The organism is Nonomuraea sp. NPDC050394 (genome assembly GCF_044459065.1).
Classification (GTDB): Bacteria; Actinomycetota; Actinomycetes; order Streptosporangiales; family Streptosporangiaceae; genus Nonomuraea.
On the sequence record NZ_JBITIO010000001.1, the window covers coordinates 767992 to 787205 of the forward strand.

Genomic DNA, 19214 nt, shown 5'->3' on the forward strand with positions numbered 1-19214 from the left:
CGCTGACTAGTCCCGCGCCCAACTCTCTAGCGGGCCAACCCAGCCATCGGCCGCGAGGTCAGGTCGCCGGGCCTGCCAGGAGTCGATCGCTCGCCGGTAGGCGGGCCCATCGTAGAAGCGTGAGAGACCGTGATGGCGGGCGTGATACCGCCAGGAGGCGCGCACGCTCTCGTACGCCTCCGCCGAGTAGTCGTGCCCGCTTGCCGGGTCAATGTCCTGCTCGGCGATGCCCAGCGCCAGGCACAGCGCGGTGCGTGCGTCGTTCATCGACGTGCGCCGGTCGGCCTCCATCACCGGGTCGAGGTCGCGGTACGCGTAGCGGCTCATCACCCGTCTAGCCTGCAAACGGATTGCCCGCTTCTCATCGACTACACCGCGCAGCGTGATGTTGCTTCCCATGGTGTTCCTTCCGGTGGGTTCCGTGTGCCGCCCGCCGCTCGGGCGGCACACGGAACCTGAAAAGGTGAGCTAAGGTCTCTCCCGATGCCGGGGCGAGACCGAAAAGAGAGGCGTCAGTCCCGGTTCTCATCGAGAGCGTGGATCATGTTGAACGCCTCGTCCTCCGTGAACCGGAACGCGTCACCGGGAAAACCCGGGCTGCCGGGGAGGGAGTCGGGCAGGGTCCACTCCTGCGAGTGGTTGGCATGCCTCCCGCCGGGTCGGGTGATAATCCACGTGTCGCTGCCGATGAGCCGCATGATGATGGCCTCGGGGCTGTAGCAGTGGCCATCGTCCCGGGGATCGCAGGGCCCATCACAGTCGTGCGTGTAGAGCTTGTTGGCGAAGGTGTACTCCGTGGCATTCTCTGCGTACTGGTGCCGGTAACTGCCGTTGGCCAGGACCGCGGCGGGGATCGTGAACTCCCTCAGCAGGGTGTCGGCGCGCTCCTTCGCCTGGTCCGAGGTCTCGAAGTACGGCTCCCGGTCGGCCCGGTAGCCCGGGTTCGGGAGTGGGTTGTCCAGCCGGTAGGCCACGCCGCCCACGATGGGGACGATGCGGAACTGCCAGGCGACCGAGGCCGACCAGAAGAAGCCGGTCCAGCCGTCCCTGTCGTTCCCGCTCCAGGAGAGGCGTTTCTCGCTCATCGCATGCCCTCCGGCGCGTCGATGTCCATGTGGCTCTTGGCTCCGACCGCTGCCAGTCCAGTCGCCACCTGGAGCGCGAAGGCGGTCTCGGCGTCGTAGTCGAGGTAGAAAACGGCGTCCACCAGGTGGCCGCCGACCATGACCTTGCCCTGCACCCTGAACTTGACCTTGTCGCGGACGTGGATGACCTGGGCTGTGCTGCCGTCCTCGGCCGTGTAGATGCCGAAGTCCTGACGCGAGGCGCCGGTGATGGGGATGACGTCGGCGATCTTGCCGTTGTGCATGGGTTTCCTTCCGGATACACCGGCGGCACCGCTCGGCGCCGGTTAACACTTATAATATTAGCAAGCTTCTTTAGTGGTGTCTATATGGGAAGTTCTATGGTGGCAGCAGTCGCCCAATCCGACAGGTCCACCTCGCGCACCGCCTGCACGATCTCCTCCATCGGCGCGCCTGCCTGGTCCAACTCCTCCACGGCGCCGCGAACGGCCTCGACCACCCGGCCGAACTCTTCCCCGACCGCCGCAGCAGCTGTCATTGCGGTGTCATGCGCCTCCATGCCGCCTCCAGCCATGGCCGCAGCCGCCACCGCGAGCACCGGGAGAACCACCTGCTCGGCCTCGGCCTGCCACGCCTGCACGGGCATGATCCGCGCAACGTCCAGCGCATTCGTACCGACGCGGGTGTCTACCTTGTACTGGGCGACGAAGTGGCGGGTGCCCTTGCGGTGCTTCGGTGACTCCAACCGGGCCACCGTCCGGCCGACGAACCTCCCTCCGAGTTGGAGGAGCGCCTCCACCAGTTCGGAGGGAGTGGCGCCCAGGGAACCCTTTGTCTGCCGCCGCCCCCGCGGGCGCTTCGCTTCCACCTGGACGCCCTCGTCCTCGGACTGGTCCCCGGCGGCCGTGGGGCCGGCGTCCGCCGCCTCCGCGCTGTTCTCTTCTTCACTGGTGTCGCTGAATAGGTTCCGCAGGCGCGACAGCGCGTTCTCCTCGGCGCCGTCGTCGTCGCCCGCTGCGGCCGCACTGCGTCCAGTCGGCGGCCGCTCGCCGAGCTCTCCCTCCGGAATTCCGCCCGCCGCCGGCTCCTCCGGCGGGGCGATGCCGAGTGCAACCGCGTCCTCGTCGCGCGTCGGGATCGGGGTCTTGCCCTGCGCCACGTACAGCGCCCTGGTGTGAGGCAGATCCACGGGGTCGTATCCGGCGATGGCCCGGTACTCGTCCAGTGAGATGAGCCCGGCATCGACCTCCTCCCGCGCCTCCTCACGACGCTGTTTCTTCGCGCGCTGGAGCACCTCGATCGAGTCGGTGTTGAATTCGTAGACCGCGTTGTCTTCGTGGTCGGTATCCCAGCCGGTCGCCAGCAGCGACAGGTGCGGCAGCATGGTGTGCGTCCAGAACTGGTGCTCTTCCTGGGCCGCGTTGTCGAATGTCCGGCCGGAAGCGTTGCCCAGGATGCTCTCTGGCACGCCGAACGCTGCGAGGATCTCCTCCTTGGAGATGCGTGCCAGGTCGGCGTAGGCCATGTCGCGTGGTTTCGCGGCCAAGTCGATGAACGACAGGTCGCCCTGGAGCACGGTCAGCTTGCCGGCCTCATGCGCGCCCTTGCCGAAGATGCCCTGGATGCGCTCCATCTCGTCGTCTTCGACTTCGCCATCAATACCGATCACGCCGCCTGGCCTGCCGTCGTTCCTCAGGAACGTGGCGTTGTAGAGGCGAGCGAGGAAGTCCAAGTCCACGCTGAGTCCGGCGGCCTCCATGGGGGTGATGCCGCGGAACGGGTCCAAGGGATGGGGGTCGCGAAACCAGATGACCTTCTCGGGGTCGATCGTGCGGCGCCGACCGTCCGGGGTGATTGTTTCGAAGTGCGACAAGAGGTTGCCGCCGAACCCCGGCACTGGGCGGGTACGGCCCGGGGGCAGCAGATCCAGCCCGATTGGGTGCCCGCGTCGGCTGGTGCTCACCTCGACGAACGTCCCGGCCGGGGACAGCAGCACCTGGCCAGACAGCCGCTTTCGTAGCTGTGGGCCCTTCTCCAGCTTGTTGGCCACGCCCACGTTGAGCAGCCTGGCCAGAGGGTCGTCCGCGATGACTTCGCGCTCACCGTCCGACTGGATGAGGACCCTCTCGATCGGCAGCCGTGACGCGTGCCCAGCGATGGCGTTCACGCTCTTGAACACCCATACGACGCGCTCCATCCCCTCCAGGACGGCCCGTTCTACGGGCCATGCGCGGCGCGGGTCGCGCAGCCGGGCGAGCATGCCCGACCACGAGGTGTGGCCGGCGTCGAGCTCAAGCGACTTCGTCTCCAGCGGAGCCGACTTCGCCGTAAGTCCGAGGGCGCCCCGCAGGGCGGGGAGGAAGGCCACCGCGCCTACTTCCCGCGGCCCAGCAGCACGCCCCCGATAAAGGCTGAGGCGGATAGGCCAAGCCAGAACAGCAGCGGACTGACCTGGTAGGCGACGGTGAGCGTGCCAGCGATCCCGGCAGCTATCAGGAGGAGGGCGATGAGGTCGCGGCGCAGGCGCGCCTCACGCGCGTACGGGTCTTGAGGGTTCAACCTGCTTCTCCTGCCTGCCCGGGACGACGACGGTCGCCGGGCAGGCTAGGAAGAGGCGCTGGTTTGTGTACGGCTCCAGCTACTCGGCCGGTTCAGCCGTACAGGTCGCCGAGGCTGGAGCGCTGACGCAGGGCGACCTCTTCGGCGCTGGTGCCGGGGGCTGGCCTCTTGCGCTTGCGTCGTACGGTGGGGCCGTTGCCGCCTTGGAGGAGTTCGGTGTGTGGTCCCGAGCACGGCACGGTGATGGCGTCGGCCCAGCGCAACTTGCATTGGTCGCAGTAGGTGTCCTGGCCTACTACCCAAGTTTTTTCGTGCAGCATGAAGTTGCGGCGGCTTGTCTCTATGCGGCGAGCCTGCTCCGAGGTGACTGGCACAGTGACTGCCGAAACGAACTCGTGGATGCCGGTGTCGGTATCGGTTGTTTCTGTTTCGTCTTGGGTGGTCTCGGAGACTTCTGTCGTCATACGATCTATCAACCCCTTTGGCGACGTGGGGGTGCCCTAGCAGCCAACCGGCGGGTACAGTTCCGGCAGGTCGATCCCCCGTAACTGATGTGACTTCAGTGGCACACGTGGCCTTAGCCAGCGGAGAGACCATAACTATCGAGACCGGCTCACGTAAATGGCCGGAGGGCCTTTTGGGGCAGGTTGTTTTCCGTCGTTCCGGACAGAATCTTTGTAACGATCCGTGGGTCCTGTAAACCGATCCAAACCCCTGAGCGTCGATCGGTGCATTTCGGTGGTCACGCTGCGTTAACCCGAGATGAGGCGGCCACGCTTCTTCGCCGGCTTCGCCGCCGGTTCGTATGGAGCCAGGAGCAACGCCTCGGCCTGGTCGGGACTGTTGACCCCGCGCTTACGCATGTCCTTCTTCGACTCCACGTACGTGAATCCCTGGCTGTTGTCGAACTTCTTCGGCGCGCTGAGCTGCCCCCTCGTGCGACTGCTGACGCGCAACCGCAGCCGCGTCACCCCTTCAGCGTTGGGCCGGAGCAGGGTCCGCCCAGCGATCCACAGTTCGTCCCGCTTCCGGTACGGCCGCAGCACCTCCGAATCGGCCGGCCGGTCCGTGGCCTCGGCCACGTTCACCGGCACGATCTCCGCCTGGTGCTTCTTCTCCTTGCCCCATCGCTGAAGAAGACCAACGACGCCCCATCCGACCCCGATCGTGTCTATCTTGACGCGTACTCTGGCCTTGGTGCCGAGACGACGTCGTAACAGCTCGGCGCGCCGGATCTCTTCGAGAATGCGATTCGCCACTGCGACTGCGTCGCTGTTCTCGGCGCCCGAACTGGTGTGCTCGATTGTCGCCAGGTCCTCCACCACCCTGCTGATCACAAATTCATCGCCGCCGTCCGCTGCGATGTCCACGCCGAGCCGCACCCAGCCGCCGAGCCGCACCATCCACTCGTCGGTCTCGTCGTCCAGGTCCAGGTCGCACAGCCGTATCCAGCCTGGCCCGTCCGGCTCCTCCTGCTCCGCGGCCGCGTCCACCCAATCGGAGGGGATGATCTGGTCCTTGGTGCCCTTCGGGAACCTCGCGTGCACCTTGGCGATGACGTATGGCGATTTCTCGCCGTGGTCGCGGATCGCTTCCTCGATCCACTCCTTGTTGACCAGGTGGGAGGACACCATGTGGCCAGGGTCACCAGCCGGGCAGGCACACGCCTTGTCCGCGGTGCGCTCGCCGGTCACGGCCGGCGAGTCGGTCGCGGCGAGCTTGATGGTGGTCGTCTGCGGATAGTGGTCGCTGTAGCCGTCATTGCAGAGCTTCTCGAACCACGACCGCTCCGTGTCGGTGGGCGGGTTGCCGATGGCGATCATCCGCGCGTTGGAGCCGGTCAGCAGGTTGCGGGTAGAGCGGCCGATCACGGGGCCGATGCCCCCGGCCTCGTCCACGATCAACAGGAGGTTGCTCGCGTGGATACCCTGCATGCCGGATTCGTCATGCTCGGTCGCTGTGAATCCGTAGGCGACCACCACGGAGACGCCTGCGGAGTCGGTCATCTTCCACTGCACCTGGTCGCACTCGCCGGGCAGGGCGCCGTGCGCGACCGCGTGCCGGATATGTGGCCACATCTGCCGGTGCACCTGCCGCATACGTGTCGCCGTGGTGATCGACAAGGCGGTCCCGACCGGATAGACGCACGCCCAGTACGCCACAGCGCGCGCAGAAAGGTGGGTCTTGCCGAGCCCGAACCCGGCGGGGACGGCCACGTTCTTGTGCGTTGTGATCGCGCTCAAGATCTGTCGCTGCTTCGACCAGAGCGATTCACCGAGGACTTGTTCGACGAAGCCCACCGGGTCGCCCAGCCAGACGCCGTAGGGGGTGCCGAGTTCGCGTCCTGCGATCGCCAGAATCTGGACCAGGTCAGGTGGGGCGAGCATGCCGAGGGTGCGGCGCCGTAGGGCTGGCGCGAGCGCCATCAAGTCCGACAGCATCCCGGACGCGATCCGGGAGTCGCCGCGGGGTAGGTCGTGAGGACGGGGGACGGCCAGCGCCGTCATCCGTCACACCCGTACAGCAGGTGCAGCCGCATCGCTTCGGCCGACTCATCGCTGTCGCGCGCGCTCAGCAGGATGACGCGCGTGCAGATCGGGCACGTCTCCGACCGCTCGAACATCGCCGCGTTTTCCACGCGGACATGATGCTGAAGCGAGACGACGAGCGTCTCGCCCCAGCCCAGGTAGCGCCTTGAGGCCTAGCTGTTGAGCCCAATGGACTTCAACCAGGCCAGGGCCGCCTCCTTGTTGAACCGGCCGCTGTCGAGCCGGACGCCCTCGGGAAGGGTGCCTGCTTCCTCAGCCTTACGCACCTGGTAGCGAACCTGGTCCACTTTGAGCCCGGCTGTCTCGGCGAGGTCCTTCATGGTGGTACCGGCGCTCGCCACCGCCTCGGGCGAGGTCTTCCTCCGCCACCATGCGAGTAGAACATCCTCGTCGTAGCGGCGGTCGCTGACCTTGGCCTCCTTCGGGAGTTCGCCCGCCTCCTCTGCTTCGTGGACCGCGGTGCGGAACGTCTTCTCGTTCACGCCGACCTTCTCGGCGGCGTCAACGAGTGTGGTGCCGGCCGTCAGCCGTTCCTTCCGCTCCCTCCACCACGTGACGAAGCGGTCCTCGTTGACCGCGCCGTTTGCATAGACGATGTCGGGCGGAAGGGTTCCAGCCTCGGCCGCCGCCGTGATCGCACTCTTGACAGTCGGGTACGGCTCGCCCACCAGCGCCGCGGCTCGATGGAGACTCAACCCGGTGGGCGCTGCCGCCATCGCGGGAAGCCTCTCGAACCACGGCTTCACCTTGCCCGGCCAGTACTTGCCCTCCCCAGCGACTGCCTCGGAAGGAAACGCGTTCGGCTTCTCGGCTCGGGCTGGGTCGCTCCAGTATCGGACGCAGGCCTGAAGGTAGAGGCGGGACGTGCCAAGCATCCTGGCGATGGGGCCCAGCCCCGTGGGCTGATCGCTGGCCTCGCTGGCCACCTTGCGTCGCTGCGATGGCCGCAGGGTGACCCCCACTGCCTTGATGTCGCCCGCCACCATGGTCAGGTCGAGTTCGAACTCGGCTCCGATCTCGGAGATCTCCCACTGCCTGCCGTCGAGGTGCCCCTGATACAGGGCGGCGATGTCCGTCCGGCGGATCTCCCGAGCGCCGTCTGCGAAGGCGCGGTGCTTCGCGAGGTCGGCTGCGGCCGCGTCCCGCGCGGTCAGAGCCGCTCCGACCTCCCAAACGGGAAGCAGTTCAAGGATCTGGTCCTCGCTGGGCGCGACTGGTGAGCCGGTCGGGAACAGGGACGTGGCACCGACGCCGGTGCCCTTGGACGCCTTCTGCTTGCTCCAACCCTTGTCCCGATGCCGATAGTGGAGCGTCCAGGCCGCCGTCGCGAGCGCCTCGCGGGTCGTCTTCGCGTTGTCGTTGGCGGCCGCGGCTGCGGCCGCGGCCGCGCGGATGCGGTCTGGTCCAGCCGGCATGGCGCGCAATTCGTCCAGGGTCGGTACGGGAGTGGAGCTCATCGCCCTATCCTTGCGGTTGTTGGGGGTGCCCTCCTTCATGTGTCGGCTGGTGGGCACACGGGTCGGTCTACCCGGTGTTCAAAAGATTACCTTGAGTTCTGTGATGTAGCACAGGCGCCCGAGGGGCAAAACGGTGTGATGTTGGTCTGATCATGCCGTACGGCCGGCGCCTCGGAGGAGTTCGTCGCGGATCAGACCAGAGAACCAATCCTCGTTCGTCCACACCTTGGCATCGAGTCCGGCCACGCCGAACGCGTCGAGCCACGCCTGCTGGGCTTCGGTCGGCTGGTACTGCTTGGCGCTGCTGCGCCGCCTCTTTAGTTCGCGGATGATGACGGCGCCGGTGACGGGGTGGAGCAGGAACACGTCGGGGTAGCCCGCCGGACTGTGCTTGCTGTTGTGGGTCCAGTAGACGAGGTACCCGAGGATCTTGGCCAGCGGCACGATGTGGCTGTCGCGGAGCTCCGCCTCCTTCATCGTTGTGATGAGCTTCTGCTTGGTGGCCTCGTCTAGGCGGTCTAGGCGGTCGATCATGGAGTGGAGCAGGTTCACGGGTTCCTCCGGGCGTTGGAACGCCCAGGGCGGCGGGCCTCGCGCACCGCGCCGCCTTGGGCGGGATCGGGGGGCTGCTGCTATCGAGGGGCAGCGGCGTCGCAGGTGGGGCACCAGTCGCCGGACTCGTCGCACCGCCACCGCTCGCGGCGCAGGCTGACCCGGGCCACGTCGAACCGGTCCTGCCCCGTCGCCGAGTCACGCAGGTAGACGGTCATGGACGGTCAGTCATGGCTGGCCAGCCTCGTTGTCGTAGGCGGGTCTCGTACACGGGTTCTCCTCGGTGGGGCGAAAGGGGGCGTGGCCGTCTCCTGGCGGAGGGCCACGTGACGGGGTTCAGCGTCAGGACAGGACGGCGCGGGCGCGGGCGGCGACCCAGTGAGCGACGTTGACAGGGACGGCGTTGCCGATCTGGACGCGTTGCTCGGCGATGTTGCCGAAGATGCGGTAGTCGCGACGGAACCGCTGGACCTGCTTGGTCTCGTCCGGGCCGAGCATCCGCAGTTCGGAGTTGTCCACGGACAGCGCGGGTGCGATGAGCGCGTGGTGCGGGTGGGTGGCCACAGTGGTGAGCGGCTGGTCGGTAGTGCGGGCGGCGCTGTCGCGGCCGATGTGGGCGATCAGCGCGAAGTGGTTGCCGCCGGCGGTGACGGTGGGCAGCGGGGCATCGAGCCCCTGCACGGTGAGGTTCTTGCGCAGGAGCGCCATGAACGGCTCGTTGCCGAACTGCTCCAGCCCGATGCCCACCTTGTGGCGCGTGCTCTCGGCGTACGGCCTGAACTTCTTGCCCTTCTTGCCATCACCGATCCGCCGCATGGGCAGGTCCCAGTCGATGACCGGGGCGACCGGCCACACGACGGGCTCGACGATGAGGTGGCCGCACCGCCGGTTCGGGCAGACGTAGTCGTACTGCTCACCATGCTTGCCGACCCGTAGAACGCGCGGCCGGGGGTCGCGCCAGCGCTGCACGCCCTGGACAGGCCCACACTCAGGGCACATGGCGTCGGGGCGCGGCCGCAGGTCGGGCTGCCTAATGTCCTTCCTCGTAAAGACGAAGACGAGCCGGTGGCGGTGCTGCGGCGCGGGCTGGTTGCCGGGGCCGGAGATGTGGGCGGCATCAACAGACACGAGTTGCACCTGGTAGCCGAGGACCCGCCAGCAGCGCAGCCATTCCGGGAACAGCATCCAGCGGGTGGCGAACTCGGGCACGTTCTCGCCGATCACCATGTCGTAGCGGTGTGCTTCGGCGGCGCGGAGCAAACACCAGGCGGTGACGCGGGTCCGCTCCCATGTGGACTTGGCGACGTGCCCTTCGTCCTCGAACAGTGCTGTCTGCGCTTTCGGGGCGGTGCTGCCGCCCGCTTGGGCTATCTCGGTGCAGATGGGAGAGCCCACGAGCACCTGGCTGGGCTTCAGGGACGACATGTTGTAGTGGTCGAGGTCCACGCAACGCGGATCTACGTGCTTGTAGTGGTAGGAGACGGTCTCGATCGACTTCTCGTCGTGGTTGGCCATTTCCACGGGCTGAAACCCGGCCTCGTAGAAGCCGCGCACGTCGCCACCTGCGCCGCAGAACAGGTGCGTGGTGGTGGGCCCGTCCCCGGGCACGATGCTGGGCTGAAGGGCCGTCCGCATGTCGGCCTGGTCGATGGTTAGCATGCGAAGTCCGCCTCATCTGCGCACGAGCCGTACAGGGCGTCGCGGTCGAACCCTTCGAGTAACCGCTCGGTTTCCTCGTCGGTCTGGATGCGGTCGAGTTCGGCAGCGACTACGCCGGGCTGCTCGGGGAGATGGCGCATCGGGGCGTCGCCCTCTTTCGGGTGGGTTGGCGCGGAAGGGTCGCCGAGTCGGCGCACGGCGGTGTGGACCTCGCGCAGCGCGGTAGTGCGGTCGGCCGAATCGCCGTGGTCGGCCAGGTTGACGATGAGGGCAGCGATCTCGCGAAGGATGGTGTGCTCGGCGTGCTGCTTGCCGAGCTGGTAGGCACACGCGGTGTGATGGCGCTCGCAGTCACGCCAGTGCGGCCCGCCCTGAGGAAGGGCGGGGTCGGCGGGCGGCAGAAAGCTTGTGAGGCTGCCGGGAATCATGCGGCTCTCTGCTTGCGCTTGCGGTTGCGCTGGTAGATCCGCTCGCCGAGCTTGCACGCGTCGTCGAGTTCCTCACCTCGTGCCTTGTGTCGGTTGAACGCGGTGTGTGTGCCGCACGCTGCGAGCCCGCGGCGGCGCCGATTGGCGCGCTTGCGGGTGTCGGCAACGAGCCGGACCTGACCGTGCGGAGATAGCGAGACACCGGTGTGCCAGGCGAGCAGGTCCCCCACGGACAGGTCCACGGGGATCATGGCGGCCATGATGATGGGCAGCGTGTCGCGGTCCTCGGTGCTCAAGGTGGCGAGGAGCCTGGCGGCCGCGTCGGGCCCGTCGTCGCGTACAGCGCAGGCGAGTTCGCAGGCGATCTCGACGAGCGTGTCGGCGTAGGTGTCGTTGTTACGCATCGCTTGCCTGGCGGTTGAGCAGGGAGCGTGCGCGCCTGGTGTAGGCATCGTGCTGGGCCTGGGTGACGGCGACGCGCTGCGACGCGACCTTGATCACCTCGTCGGCCACGCGGAGCCGGTCGTCGTCCTCTCGGGTGGCGCGCAGTGCGGCGAGCACGAGGTGTTCGCTCCATGGGCAGCCGATCAGCTCTGCGGTGATCTGTTCGATGCGCCAGTCCGGGCGCATTTCAGCGATGAGCGCGATCAGCCCGACGAAGGCGGGCTGGCGCTGTTCGCGCTGCTCCTTCGGGGTGTCGTTCATGGTGTCCTTCCGGTTAGCCATCCGCCCAATGCCGCTCATTGGCCAGTGGCTCATTAGAGAATACTGCAAATTCTTTAACAGTGTCTAGTGGGCCGGATCGTGGTCGCATCGAGTGAGTGATCACGCGAAGGGGGACGGTAGAGATTGGCCATCGCTTGTGTCCTGCTTCGGCGGAGTGCGGCCCTGCGCCCGCCCCGGTGATGCAGTTCTCGGTCACCCCTCCTCAAGCCCTGACCGCGTCGCTAAAGTGATCAAGCTCGGGGGAGGTGGAACGATCGAAACCGGGAGAATGCATGCATCGCGTCGCCGTACTGCCCGCCGCGCTACTCGCCCTGGCCTGTCTCGCCGCGCCCGCGGGAGCAACCGCCAACCATCGGCCCACGGCGCTGGAGCCGGCCGCCTCCGCGGCCGCGCCGAAACTGCTCAGGTTCGGCCAGGCCGTCCGGGTCAAAGGAGACAAGGGAGGCATGCTGAGGATCGCCCCGGTCGGCATCTACTACCACCGGCCGACATGGGGGCCTGCGACGAAGCCGCGCAACAAGTTCTTCGTGGCCCTCGCCATCCGGGTGACCGCGGTCTCCAAGTCGGACCAGATGCCCCTTCCCTACGGGAGCCAGTGGCGCATCAAGCAAGGGGCAAGGATCTTCACGACCTCATCCGGCAAGGCCGGCGATGCGCCTTGGGTGGGGCGGGCGCAGGGCGCATACGTCACGGTCCATCGCGGGTCACCCGAGGTGGTCTACGAGGCGTTCGACGTGCCCGCCACGGGAGGCGTCCTTGAATGGTCAGACCCGAGCGGCCTCTACCGCTGGCGGATCCCGACGAGCAACGCAGGCAAGTCCACCCACGAAGCTGTCCTCGACGCCATCGCGGACTACGAAGGCAGATGATCGGCGGCCGGCCTGTTCCAGCCATGGCGTCAGGTGTGGTTACGGCGGGGGGTTGCCGAGGCCGAGCATCTCCCGCAGTACGGCGGTGGGCACGAGCTTGCGCCGGCCGAACGTGAGGGTAGGTATCTCTCCTCGGGCGGCCGCCTCGTATGCGGTGCATCGTGCGAGCCCAAGGAACGTTCCCGCCTCGGGAATCGTCATCGTGGGCTGCTCGTCGGGATTGGGCAGCGGCTTCCGGAGGCGTCGTGGTGGCTTTTGTGCGGTTCTCTGCGCTCTGGTCATGACGCGGATGCTGCTGTCTGGTCCTGCTTAGCGTCATCGTCCGATTGGTGGCGAGCCTTCCCGCTCTCCGTCAAGATCGTGTGTGCCCCCAGTGGGGGCACCGGGTGGTCTGTTGCGTGATCTTGCGTACGGTTGCGTCTGGTCTAGTACGGGCTTAACTGCCACTATGGGTAAAGCCGCAGGTGAGAGCATGTGGAAGGGCGGGTTCGATTCCCGCCACCTCCACAAGCATGGTCTTGCCCTCTGCGCCCTTCGGGCGTGGGGGGCAAGGCTGTTTTCTGGGGTTGCAAGCATGGTGCTTCGCTTCGCTCCGCGCGTTCTTCCAGTCGGGGCGCGGCCCCGACCCCTGGTCGTGCTTCGCGCGCTCTTTTTGGGCCCGCCCGTTGCCCGGTTGGGTGGTTGGGCGGTTGGAGCCCGCCCTGGTCTTTGGTCCTCGCTTCGCTCGGACGTCTTGATCGAGCGCGCCTTCGGCGCGCGGCTTGCGCGTGGGGTGAGGGGTTCAGGTGGAGCAGGTCCAGGTCATTGGCGGCCGGTTCTTCACGTCACCAGCGTCGCGGATCTGGACGACCTTGAAGAGGTGGTGGTGTGTGGGATGCGCGGGAGGCCGTCTGTACCATCATCGCGTCGAAATCGTGGTCCCTGGATCATCGGTGGGGTGTCCTGAACTTCACAGTGCTTCAGACGAGCGTAGGCGCATGCTCTGAGGTACATGCCGTACAGGGTGTGGGCCGGATACATGTCCAGGCGCCCAGCCGGGTCAAGAGCTTGCCCTGAAACGGCAGGGCGATCGCGGCTCGTCCTCGCCCGTAGTCCTCCTGGGCGTTCAGATATCGGTGACCAGTTTGACTGGTTGCCTCGTCAGGACTGCCAGGGTCATGAAGTCGCGGTCATCGCACAGCACGGTGAGGTTCGCCCGTTCCGCGGTGCCGGCGATGCGCAGGTCGGCCGGACCGGCCGATCTGTGCTGCCCGGTCTCGGTGAGCAGTTGTTGCACCTCGGCCGCACGGTGCCAGGCATGCTCACTCATCGGTACCCAGCCGAACAGATCATGGAGCAGACGAATTTTCCAGACGGTCCGCAAGTGATCTCGCGGAGAGAAGGAACTCCAATTCCACGACCGGACAGGTCGCGATGACGCCGGCGGCAAGCTGATCGGACCACACTTGCCGGAGCTTTGGCTCCTGCAACCTCCGGAACATGCCGGAGGTGTCGGTGAGATACAGGGCGGGTGTCACCGGCGGTAGGCCGCCTTGTTGCCGACGAACTCATCGAAGTCTCCTCGGTCGGCCATCTCGCCAAGCGCGGCCAGGGCTCGAAGGCGCACCAATCGCTGCCCGACCTCTCGGAGGGCCGCGTTCACCGTGTCCTTCTTCGTCTTGGTACCGAGAACTTCGGCGGCTATCGCCAGGGCTTCTTGGTCGATCTCGATCGGGGCCTTCACCATGGCCATGGGATCACCGTCCTTCACCCATTCAGCATGTCAAGGACATCCACTCTGGATGTCCTTGATGTCTTCCGTGAATCTGCAGAGGGTCGCTCAACCGCCTCGCCATCGCTCTGATCGGCCAAGGCGCAGCCTTCGGCTCACCTCTTGCGCTTGTGGCGTCGTGGTCGAGTAGGCGGTAATCAGGTCTACAAGCAAGGTCTTTCACGCTGGGCGCCGCGTCGAGCTTATGGGTTCCGGGCGTTCTTCCAGTCGAGCTGAAGCTCGACCTCTGACGGTCCTCCCTCCGGTCGGGCGTTCTTCTGAGATCCCACCTGCTGCCCGCCTGCGTAGTTAAGTCCCATCCACCCTGGTCTGTGGCCCCCAGCTGCGCTCGGGCGCCTTGATCGGCGCGCGGCTCGCGCGGATGCTTCCCCGGCGTCGATGGTGGTGCTGGGATCTGCGCCGGTTCGGTTTGTCTGGTTCGCCGCATCAAGGCCGTGGACCGGGCCAGCGTCCGCCGCTCTTGCTGCGGATACCGCCGAGCCGGGCATCGCCAGCAGGTTGGTGCCGCGCGACGTCCGGTGCGGATGCCTTCAGCGGCCTGAAGGCATCCGGATCATCGGGAGCTCCGTGCGCCCGCGACGTCCGAACGACATCCCGGTATCTGTTCGAGGGACTCCATGCGCCGACCGAACCCGGACGCCGGCTGGTCACCCACACGATGCTCCCAAGCGCTTCCGGGTCGCCGGGAGACCGCGCCCGCCGGGCATGGCACGGTGGCGGTGCGGCGAATCGGGTCCGGGCGTCGGCCCCGGCCGTCCTGCTGCTGCCGAACCCGCCGGCGTGTGGTGGACCGGCAGTGGCCATCCTCACGCCTGCGGGCGGACGCGGCACACGGTTCAGAGGGGGTCGGCGGCCTTCACGCGGTGGAGGTGGATCAGCGCGTCGTAGGCCTTGCCCAGGGCCAGGGGCTTGGTGAACATCTCCGGCAGGTACGTGGCCGGGATCGTGTAGGTGGGCCGGGGGGTGTCGAGCCAGGTGCGTACCGCCGGGTTCCGGCCGGCCTGGCGGAGGTTCACGAGGTAGTCGCGGTGGCCGACCTTGTCGAGTGTGTGCTCGCTGCTGCCGGTGCCCGGGGTGCCGGTGTCGAAGACTCCGACCTTGCCGGTCTTCGGGTCCAAGGCGCGGAACCGGCCGGAGTGGATGGTGGTGGCGATGGCGACGTAGGACTTGCCGGCCATCGCGCGCAGGTGGGCGCCCTGCGTGACCGGGTACGTCTCCGGCCAGGCCGAGACGTAGCCGATGTGGCCGTTGTGAGCGGCCGCCACCGTCTTCAGGCCGGTCTGCCGGTTCCACCACCACGTGTTCTGCGCCATGGCCTTGTCGCGGTGGCCGTGCAGGGCGGGGCCGTCCAGGGCGTACATCGTGGTCATTTGCGCGATGACCCGCGCTTCCTGGGCCACGATCGGGGTGGCGTTCTTCACCAGGCGGTAGGCGGCCTCGGCATTCTCGGCCAGGGTCTTGCGCCGCTCCGGTGGGAGGGCGGCGATGGCGTTCATGCGCTCCGCCGTACCGGCGGGAAGGGCGAGCAGATCGGCGTAGTGACGGCGGAGGCCGGGCACGATCGCGGGCTTGTTCTTCTCGGCCCAGGCGATCACTCGCCGGTACTGGTCCGGATGGACGTCGCCGATGTCGAAGCCCATGACACGGAGTTTGTGGCGGGCCGTGCGGTTGTACTCGCGCATCCAGGTGTAGAGCTCCAGCCACTCCTTGGTCTGCCAGGAGCTGTAGGCCTGCTGGAAGTCCTCGCGCAGGATGGTGCGCAGGTCGCCCTTTCCGGTGCGGACGTACTCGTCGAGCCGGACGCCCGCCGACCAGGGCGCCTCAAGGGCGATCGTGGTGAAGCCCTTCTTGCTGACCAGGTGCCGGAACATCCGATGGCGTACGGTGAACAGCTCCTTTGACCCGTGGGTCACTTCGCCGATGCCCACGATCGAGGCGTCGCGGGTCATCTTGGACAGCGCGTCCAGGTCGCTCAGCGGGCGGGCGTACCGGTCGAGTCCGGCCACGACGCCCTTGTCGGTGGCGGCGTGGGCCGGAGCGGCCAGGATCGGCGCGGCCAGTGCCGCGACCAGGCCGAACGTCAGTAGGGAGAGCTTGTTCATGCGTTCAACCGTAGGGATCGGTCCTCGCCGTATCGATCCCGCGAACTGCCCTCTCGCCGGTACGGCAGGCACTACCTCGGCTCGGTGCATGAGAGGTCTCTCATGACGGTGCCAGCGGCGTCTCATCGATCGCCGGAAGGCTGCTTGCAGCGGACAAAAGACGAGGAGACCGGACATGGGCAAGATCAAGCTGGTTCTGGTGGGTTCGGTGCTCGGGCTCGGGCTGGGGGCCGCGGCGCTGGCCGCGCCCGCGCTGGCGGAGGAGCGGACGTGCCGCGGTTCGATCGGGGCGAGCACGCTCGACAACGTACGGGTGCCGCAGGGCGCGACGTGCACGCTCACTGGGACGCGGGTGAAGGGCACGGTCAAGGTGGAGCGGAACGCGGTGCTCGTGGCACGTGGCGTACACGTGATCGGCAACGTCCAGGCTGAGGGCGCGCGGGCCGTCACCGTCACCGGGGGTTCCAAGGTCGGCGGGAGCGTGCAGGTCAAGCAGGGTGGGGCGGCGACGGTCCGTTCGTCGCGGGTCACCGGTGACATCCAGTACGACGCCAACCGGGGCCGGCTTCAGGCGGCCGGCAACCGGGTCGGCGGGAGCATCCAGGTGGTCGGCAACCGCGGGCGGGCGCTGGTGGAGCGCAACACGGTCAAGGGCAATCTGCAGTGCAAGGAGAACAGCCCCGCGCCGGAGGGCGGCGGCAACGTGGTCGGCGGCAACAAGGAGGACCAGTGCCGCCGCCTCTGACCGATGCCGCTCTGCTTCCCGGTGGGCGGCCACACTCAGGCAGGTGGCTCCAGCATGGGTACGAGGAACCGGCGGGCCACCGCGGCCAGCCGTTCGTCGTCGTCCAGGTCGATGATCGCGCTGGGGATCGTCAGGAAAGAGGTGGAGATCCGCACCATCATCTCGGCGACGAGGTCGACGTCGAGGCGGCCCGACACGTTGCCCGCGCGTTGCTCGCTGCGGAGCTGGCCGGCGACGAAGTGCCGGACCGTGGCCAGGGTCTGACCGCCGTCGGCCGTCATGGAGGGGACCAGCAGGTCGGGTTCGGTGGCGATGAGGCCGCCGATCAGCGGGTTGCCGCGAATGGCCCGCAACGAGCTGACGAAGCCCAGGACCACCCGGTCGGCGGCGGTTCCGGCTTGCTCGATGTCGATGAGGAATCGGTCGAAGTAGCGGCGGAACTCCCGGCGTACCACGTGCTCGACCAGGGTGTCCTTGCTGTCGAAGCGCCGGTAGACCGTGATACGCGACACCTTCGCCAGGCGGGCGACGTCCTCCATGGTGGAGCGCCTGATGCCCATCCGGCAGAACTGCTCGTACGCCGCGTCGAGGATGCGCGTCCTTAGCTCGTCGGTGTCGTCGACGCGCTCGACGGCGTCGACGTAGGCGCGCTCCAGCAATCCGGACAGCACAGATTCCACGACCACCTCCATTAGGGGATTCTGCCTCAAACGCGGTCTTGTGATGCTCGTCACCCTGTGCTCTGATGATGATACACGGATCCAAAGGTTGTTTCTTTGTATCATCCCCTTCTCGCATGCCCTGAAAGGAGTGCGAGCATGGCAGAGTTGAGCAGGCGCGAGGCACTGATCTCGGGCGCCGCACTGGGAGCGCTCGGCGCGTTAGGGGTGTCCTCCCCGGCCCAGGCGGACTCCCTTGCAGGCGACTGGACGTGGCCGGCCGGCGGTTCTATCGCGGGTTCCGGCACCGGCGCCGACCCCCGCTGGGTGTGGGACGAGGTGGCCGATCCGCTGCTCGCCTCACTGTTCGAGCGCGGCGTCATCCCCGAGGTCAATCGGCTGCTGTACGACTGGAACCGCAACGACCAGCCCCTGCCCGCCGGACTGCCGGAGGATCTGCGGGCCTTCATCGAGCAGGCGCGTCAACTGCCGTCGTGGGCCGACCCCGCCAAGCTGGACGCCGGGGCGCGCTTCCACGCTCTCAAGGGGAACTACATCGTCGTCCTCACCATCGTCGGCGCCGGGATGCTGGCCACCGCCATCCCCAAGGAGGCCCGCGCGGTCTACTACTCCGCGGGCGGCGCGGATCTGAAGGACCGGATCGCCAAGACGAACATCCTGGCCTACGCGGTCCGGCCCCGGAACGCCTGGGGCGCCGGCGGCACGGCCGTGGTCGAGGCGGTGAAGACCCGGCTGGTGCACGCGGCGGTACGGCACCTGCTGAAGTCGTCCCCCCACTGGTCGGGCCCCATCCCGATCACCCAGGAGGACATGCTCGTCACGTGGCACACCCTGGCGACGTACTCCATGCGCGGCCTGCGGGAGTGGAAGGTGCGCATGTCCGCCACCGAGGTCGAGGGATACCTGCACTCGGTGCAGATGCTGGGGCACATGCTCGGCATCAGGGACGAGTTCCTGCCCGCCACCTGGGACACCTCCTACACCCAGTCGGACCTGGTCCTGCCCAGGAACATGGGGCCGACCCGGGAGGGAGTGGAACTCAACGCCATCCTGCGGGACATGCTCGCGGAGCTGACCAGCCCGGGAGGGATCGACAAGCCGCTGGTCAACGCGTTCTCCAGATACCTCACCGGCAACCAGGTCGCCGACTGGAACGGCATCCGGCGCGAGCCGCTGTGGGACCCGGTGGTCAAGACCGCGTGGCCGTTGCTGGTGCGGTTCCGTGAGGGACTGATCGGGCTACCGCTGGTGCCCGCCGCCGCCTGGCTCCTCGACGAGATGGTCAAGAAGTGGACCACGTACTACCTCACCCGTGGGGCCCAGACCAAGATCGTGATCCCGACGGGCAACCGGCCCGGCTAGGCGCGGGCTTCATCGGGATATTCCGGCAGCTCTCGCAGGGCGGGGGAGGCTTCCCGGTCCATCACGTCGCGCGAGGCGTGCGCGACGAACTGGGCGAGCAGCAGCCGGCTGTTCTCCAGCTTCGCGTGGAACTCCGGTCGCGGCAGGCTGGGGCGAATCTCGTTGATCGCGTCGAGGGCCTCCTGGGCGCAGGCCGTCACGTCGTTGTCGCCGGCGACGATCTGCGCGCGGAACAGGGCGTGCAGCGCGGCCCCCTGGGCCTGGTCGCTTGCCGCGCGGGCCTCGTGGTAGGTGGGCCCATGGGGATCGTCCTGTCCTCTGTACCACCGCGTGGCCCGTGCCTGCTGGTAGGTGGTCGCCCCCACGGCGAAGGCGCCGTAGGCCTCGATCCGCTCCTGTCTCAGCTGGGAGCTTCTCAGTCGCTTCTCACCATGATCGGACGCACGTCGTTGTAACCAGTACGTGACGATGGAACCCAGGAGGGTTCCTACTACGGCAACGGCTCCGGCCAGTACGGTCTCCATGGCCTCATAGCACCACATCCACCGCACTTGAGGGGCCGTCGCGGATGACACCGCGTACGGCGCGGGATCGATGCCGGGCGACAGGCCGACGGCGGGCGAGAGGCAGAGCGCCCACCGCAGCCGGTGGTATGTCAGGTCCGCCACGC

General features: G+C 67.3%; 24 protein-coding genes. 3 read left to right on the plus strand and 21 right to left on the minus strand.

All coding sequences use genetic code 11. From position 1 onward, the window contains the following. Positions 1-6: 6 nt before the first annotated feature. The 15 genes from ACIBKY_RS03845 to ACIBKY_RS03915 form a co-directional block, all read right to left on the minus strand. Positions 7-399: a hypothetical protein gene (locus tag ACIBKY_RS03845; RefSeq protein ID WP_397094165.1), complete on the minus strand. Its 393-nt coding sequence runs from the start codon at positions 397-399 to the stop codon at positions 7-9. A gap of 113 nt (positions 400-512) precedes the next feature. Beyond that, entirely contained in the window at positions 513-1085 is a 573-nt protein-coding gene (locus tag ACIBKY_RS03850; RefSeq protein WP_397094167.1) for a hypothetical protein, read from the minus strand. After that, the gene (locus ACIBKY_RS03855) at positions 1082-1369 is read right to left on the minus strand and encodes a hypothetical protein (protein WP_397094169.1); all 288 of its coding nucleotides are present in this window, start codon (positions 1367-1369) and stop codon (positions 1082-1084) included. Before ACIBKY_RS03855 ends, ACIBKY_RS03850 begins: the two co-directional genes overlap by 4 nt. 80 nt (positions 1370-1449) lie before the next feature. Continuing rightward, positions 1450-3453 carry a phage portal protein gene (locus ACIBKY_RS03860; protein WP_397094171.1) on the minus strand — a complete coding sequence of 668 codons (2004 nt, stop codon included), beginning with the start codon at positions 3451-3453 and terminating at the stop codon, positions 1450-1452. 5 nt (positions 3454-3458) lie between these two features. Beyond that, positions 3459-3644, minus strand: coding sequence for a hypothetical protein (locus ACIBKY_RS03865; RefSeq protein ID WP_397094172.1), 186 nt, complete (start codon positions 3642-3644; stop codon positions 3459-3461). 92 nt (positions 3645-3736) lie between these two features. Further along, positions 3737-4108, minus strand: coding sequence for a hypothetical protein (locus tag ACIBKY_RS03870; RefSeq protein ID WP_397094173.1), 372 nt, complete (start codon positions 4106-4108; stop codon positions 3737-3739). 288 nt (positions 4109-4396) lie between these two features. After that, positions 4397-6151: a hypothetical protein gene (locus ACIBKY_RS03875; protein WP_397094175.1), complete on the minus strand. Its 1755-nt coding sequence runs from the start codon at positions 6149-6151 to the stop codon at positions 4397-4399. Then, positions 6148-6282 (minus strand): hypothetical protein, encoded by a 135-nt coding sequence (locus ACIBKY_RS03880; RefSeq protein WP_397094176.1) that lies wholly within the window; start codon positions 6280-6282, stop codon positions 6148-6150. The genes ACIBKY_RS03875 and ACIBKY_RS03880 overlap by 4 nt, the downstream gene beginning before the upstream one ends. A 63-nt stretch (positions 6283-6345) precedes the next feature. Next, entirely contained in the window at positions 6346-7650 is a 1305-nt protein-coding gene (locus ACIBKY_RS03885; RefSeq protein ID WP_397094177.1) for a hypothetical protein, read from the minus strand. A 150-nt stretch (positions 7651-7800) separates the two neighbouring features. Next, entirely contained in the window at positions 7801-8184 is a 384-nt protein-coding gene (locus tag ACIBKY_RS03890) for a hypothetical protein (RefSeq protein WP_397094179.1), read from the minus strand. A 98-nt stretch (positions 8185-8282) separates the two neighbouring features. After that, entirely contained in the window at positions 8283-8420 is a 138-nt protein-coding gene (locus ACIBKY_RS03895; RefSeq protein WP_397094181.1) for a hypothetical protein, read from the minus strand. 124 nt (positions 8421-8544) lie between these two features. Further along, positions 8545-9861, minus strand: coding sequence for a DNA cytosine methyltransferase (locus ACIBKY_RS03900; protein ID WP_397094183.1), 1317 nt, complete (start codon positions 9859-9861; stop codon positions 8545-8547). Continuing rightward, a complete protein-coding gene (locus ACIBKY_RS03905) occupies positions 9855-10289 on the minus strand; it encodes a hypothetical protein (RefSeq protein ID WP_397094185.1) in 435 nt (144 codons plus the stop codon). The genes ACIBKY_RS03900 and ACIBKY_RS03905 overlap by 7 nt, the downstream gene beginning before the upstream one ends. Then, positions 10286-10693 carry a hypothetical protein gene (locus tag ACIBKY_RS03910; protein WP_397094187.1) on the minus strand — a complete coding sequence of 136 codons (408 nt, stop codon included), beginning with the start codon at positions 10691-10693 and terminating at the stop codon, positions 10286-10288. Before ACIBKY_RS03910 ends, ACIBKY_RS03905 begins: the two co-directional genes overlap by 4 nt. Then, positions 10686-10994 carry a hypothetical protein gene (locus tag ACIBKY_RS03915; RefSeq protein WP_397094189.1) on the minus strand — a complete coding sequence of 103 codons (309 nt, stop codon included), beginning with the start codon at positions 10992-10994 and terminating at the stop codon, positions 10686-10688. Before ACIBKY_RS03915 ends, ACIBKY_RS03910 begins: the two co-directional genes overlap by 8 nt. A gap of 293 nt (positions 10995-11287) precedes the next feature. Here ACIBKY_RS03915 and ACIBKY_RS03920 point away from each other — a divergent pair, with 293 nt between their 5' ends. Then, a complete protein-coding gene (locus tag ACIBKY_RS03920) occupies positions 11288-11884 on the plus strand; it encodes a hypothetical protein (protein WP_397094190.1) in 597 nt (198 codons plus the stop codon). 39 nt (positions 11885-11923) lie between these two features. Here the strand turns inward: ACIBKY_RS03920 and ACIBKY_RS03925 are convergent, their stop codons facing one another. The 4 genes from ACIBKY_RS03925 to ACIBKY_RS03940 all read right to left on the minus strand — a co-directional run bounded on the left by ACIBKY_RS03925 (position 11924) and on the right by ACIBKY_RS03940 (position 15757). Then, the gene (locus tag ACIBKY_RS03925) at positions 11924-12166 is read right to left on the minus strand and encodes a helix-turn-helix domain-containing protein (protein ID WP_397094192.1); all 243 of its coding nucleotides are present in this window, start codon (positions 12164-12166) and stop codon (positions 11924-11926) included. Between the two features lie 823 nt (positions 12167-12989). Further along, complete coding sequence (locus ACIBKY_RS03930) at positions 12990-13247, minus strand: hypothetical protein (protein WP_397094194.1); 258 nt, start codon at positions 13245-13247, stop codon at positions 12990-12992. Between the two features lie 150 nt (positions 13248-13397). Further along, positions 13398-13634, minus strand: coding sequence for a type II toxin-antitoxin system VapB family antitoxin (locus ACIBKY_RS03935; RefSeq protein ID WP_397094195.1), 237 nt, complete (start codon positions 13632-13634; stop codon positions 13398-13400). An 857-nt stretch (positions 13635-14491) separates the two neighbouring features. Further along, positions 14492-15757 (minus strand): erythromycin esterase family protein, encoded by a 1266-nt coding sequence (locus ACIBKY_RS03940; RefSeq protein ID WP_397094196.1) that lies wholly within the window; start codon positions 15755-15757, stop codon positions 14492-14494. Positions 15758-15932: 175 nt separating this feature from the next. Here ACIBKY_RS03940 and ACIBKY_RS03945 point away from each other — a divergent pair, with 175 nt between their 5' ends. Then, complete coding sequence (locus tag ACIBKY_RS03945; RefSeq protein WP_397094197.1) at positions 15933-16502, plus strand: hypothetical protein; 570 nt, start codon at positions 15933-15935, stop codon at positions 16500-16502. A gap of 35 nt (positions 16503-16537) precedes the next feature. Here ACIBKY_RS03945 and ACIBKY_RS03950 read toward each other — a convergent pair whose 3' ends face one another. After that, positions 16538-17194, minus strand: coding sequence for a TetR/AcrR family transcriptional regulator (locus ACIBKY_RS03950; RefSeq protein ID WP_397094199.1), 657 nt, complete (start codon positions 17192-17194; stop codon positions 16538-16540). Positions 17195-17320: 126 nt separating this feature from the next. Between ACIBKY_RS03950 and ACIBKY_RS03955 the strand changes: the two genes are divergently transcribed. Beyond that, complete coding sequence (locus ACIBKY_RS03955) at positions 17321-18544, plus strand: oxygenase MpaB family protein (protein WP_397094201.1); 1224 nt, start codon at positions 17321-17323, stop codon at positions 18542-18544. Here the strand turns inward: ACIBKY_RS03955 and ACIBKY_RS03960 are convergent. Beyond that, entirely contained in the window at positions 18541-19212 is a 672-nt protein-coding gene (locus ACIBKY_RS03960; RefSeq protein ID WP_397094202.1) for a hypothetical protein, read from the minus strand. The genes ACIBKY_RS03955 and ACIBKY_RS03960 overlap by 4 nt on opposite strands. Positions 19213-19214 lie beyond the last annotated feature (2 nt).

Coding starts and splice junctions, on each gene's coding strand:
- ACIBKY_RS03845 (WP_397094165.1), bottom strand. CDS start 399: ATGGGAAGCAACATCACGCTGCGCGGTGTAGTCGATGAGAAGCGGGCA.
- ACIBKY_RS03850 (WP_397094167.1), bottom strand. CDS start 1,085: ATGAGCGAGAAACGCCTCTCCTGGAGCGGGAACGACAGGGACGGCTGG.
- ACIBKY_RS03855 (WP_397094169.1), bottom strand. CDS start 1,369: ATGCACAACGGCAAGATCGCCGACGTCATCCCCATCACCGGCGCCTCG.
- ACIBKY_RS03870 (WP_397094173.1), bottom strand. CDS start 4,108: ATGACGACAGAAGTCTCCGAGACCACCCAAGACGAAACAGAAACAACC.
- ACIBKY_RS03875 (WP_397094175.1), bottom strand. CDS start 6,151: ATGACGGCGCTGGCCGTCCCCCGTCCTCACGACCTACCCCGCGGCGAC.
- ACIBKY_RS03885 (WP_397094177.1), bottom strand. CDS start 7,650: ATGAGCTCCACTCCCGTACCGACCCTGGACGAATTGCGCGCCATGCCG.
- ACIBKY_RS03890 (WP_397094179.1), bottom strand. CDS start 8,184: ATGATCGACCGCCTAGACCGCCTAGACGAGGCCACCAAGCAGAAGCTC.
- ACIBKY_RS03895 (WP_397094181.1), bottom strand. CDS start 8,420: ATGACCGTCTACCTGCGTGACTCGGCGACGGGGCAGGACCGGTTCGAC.
- ACIBKY_RS03900 (WP_397094183.1), bottom strand. CDS start 9,861: ATGCTAACCATCGACCAGGCCGACATGCGGACGGCCCTTCAGCCCAGC.
- ACIBKY_RS03905 (WP_397094185.1), bottom strand. CDS start 10,289: ATGATTCCCGGCAGCCTCACAAGCTTTCTGCCGCCCGCCGACCCCGCC.
- ACIBKY_RS03910 (WP_397094187.1), bottom strand. CDS start 10,693: ATGCGTAACAACGACACCTACGCCGACACGCTCGTCGAGATCGCCTGC.
- ACIBKY_RS03915 (WP_397094189.1), bottom strand. CDS start 10,994: ATGAACGACACCCCGAAGGAGCAGCGCGAACAGCGCCAGCCCGCCTTC.
- ACIBKY_RS03920 (WP_397094190.1), top strand. CDS start 11,288: ATGCATCGCGTCGCCGTACTGCCCGCCGCGCTACTCGCCCTGGCCTGT.
- ACIBKY_RS03925 (WP_397094192.1), bottom strand. CDS start 12,166: ATGACCAGAGCGCAGAGAACCGCACAAAAGCCACCACGACGCCTCCGG.
- ACIBKY_RS03940 (WP_397094196.1), bottom strand. CDS start 15,757: ATGAACAAGCTCTCCCTACTGACGTTCGGCCTGGTCGCGGCACTGGCC.
- ACIBKY_RS03945 (WP_397094197.1), top strand. CDS start 15,933: ATGGGCAAGATCAAGCTGGTTCTGGTGGGTTCGGTGCTCGGGCTCGGG.
- ACIBKY_RS03950 (WP_397094199.1), bottom strand. CDS start 17,194: ATGGAGGTGGTCGTGGAATCTGTGCTGTCCGGATTGCTGGAGCGCGCC.
- ACIBKY_RS03955 (WP_397094201.1), top strand. CDS start 17,321: ATGGCAGAGTTGAGCAGGCGCGAGGCACTGATCTCGGGCGCCGCACTG.